The 1,295-nt window shown below is 68.9% G+C and carries 2 protein-coding genes; both read left to right on the forward strand.

Annotated features, from left to right (window positions below; translation table 11 throughout):
• The first annotated feature begins 56 nt into the window (after positions 1-56).
• Positions 57-965: an IS5 family transposase gene (locus tag AB0F70_RS27435; RefSeq protein WP_357456511.1), complete on the forward strand. Its 909-nt coding sequence runs from the start codon at positions 57-59 to the stop codon at positions 963-965.
• 20 nt (positions 966-985) lie between these two features.
• A complete protein-coding gene (locus AB0F70_RS27440; RefSeq protein WP_357456514.1) occupies positions 986-1,273 on the forward strand; it encodes a hypothetical protein in 288 nt (95 codons plus the stop codon).
• Positions 1,274-1,295: the final 22 nt, after the last annotated feature.

The following is a 1,295-nucleotide window of genomic DNA, read 5'->3' on the forward strand; positions in this document are numbered from 1 at the left end:
CTAGGGCCTGTTTGGGATTGTGGTCCTGACCTGCTGGTTCGGCATGATGCGGGGTCGTGAGCGATGCGCGACGCCATGACCTGTCCGACGAGATGTGGGCGGTGCTGGAACCGTTGCTGCCGGTCAAGTCCCGCGGCCGCAGGCCGCGGGACTTGCGTCGTCAGCTGGACGGGATCCGGTTTCGGACCCGTACGGGTTGCCCGTGGCGGGACGTTCCCGAGGACGCTTACGGGCCGTGGGAGAGCGTCTACTACCGGTTCCGGGACTGGCAGCTGGACGGGTCGTGGGACCTGCTCGCCGACCGGTTACGGACCCTGGCGGACGCGGCTGGGTTGATCGAGTGGGACCTGAACATCGATTCCACGATCGCTCGTGCTCATCAGCACGCAGCCGGCGCCCGCCGGGACCCGGACGCGCAAGTCCAGCCGCCACACGGCCCGACCCGCAAGGAGCCAGCCGATCACGGGCTGGGCAAGTCCCGCGGCGGGTGGACGACCAAGGTCCACGCCGCCGCGGAGCAGGGACAGAAACTGATGGGCATGGTCGTCACGGCCGGGCAACGCGGTGACAGCCCGCAGTTCAAGCCGGTGCTCGACCAGGTCCGAGTGGCGCGTCCTGGTGGGGTGGGACGCCCGCGCACCCGCCCGGCCCGGGTCCGCGGTGACAAGGCCTACGCCTCGGCGGGCAACCGGGCTCTGCTGCGCCGGCGGGGCATCCGCGCGACGATCCCGGACAAGAAGGACCACGCCGCCCACCGGCTGAAGAAGGGCTCCAAGGGCGGGCGTCCGCCGAAGGTCGACTACGAGGACTACAAGCAGCGGCACGCCGTGGAATGCATGTTCAACCGGCTCAAACGCTGGCGGGCGGTCGCGACCCGGTTCGACAAGCTCGCCCTGCGCTACGAGTCCACCGTGACCGTCGCGGTGATCGACGACTGGGCCCGGGCGTTGGTGAAGGCCGCCTGAGGACTGGCATCCTGGAGCCCGTGGAGTTCTACGCCGACGCCGAGGGCGGCACCCGCCTGCCGAACCCGACCCGCGCTGACCTGATCGGTCTGATCGACGACCTGAACGACAACGAGAACACCTTCATCGTCGTCCATCCGCCCGTCGACGACGCCGACTGGTTCTTCTCCATCTCGAAGAAGGTCGGCGCGTTCGGCGGCTACGAACTACACCGCTACGACCCCGATACCGACGAACGCGCCAAGACCACCGCCGCCGCACCGACCGTCATCGCCGACGACGTCCTGGACTGGATCAGCCGACGCTGACCCAATCCCAAACAGGCCCTAG

This window comes from Promicromonospora sp. NPDC023805 (assembly GCF_040639635.1).
GTDB lineage: Bacteria > Actinomycetota > Actinomycetes > Actinomycetales > Cellulomonadaceae > Promicromonospora.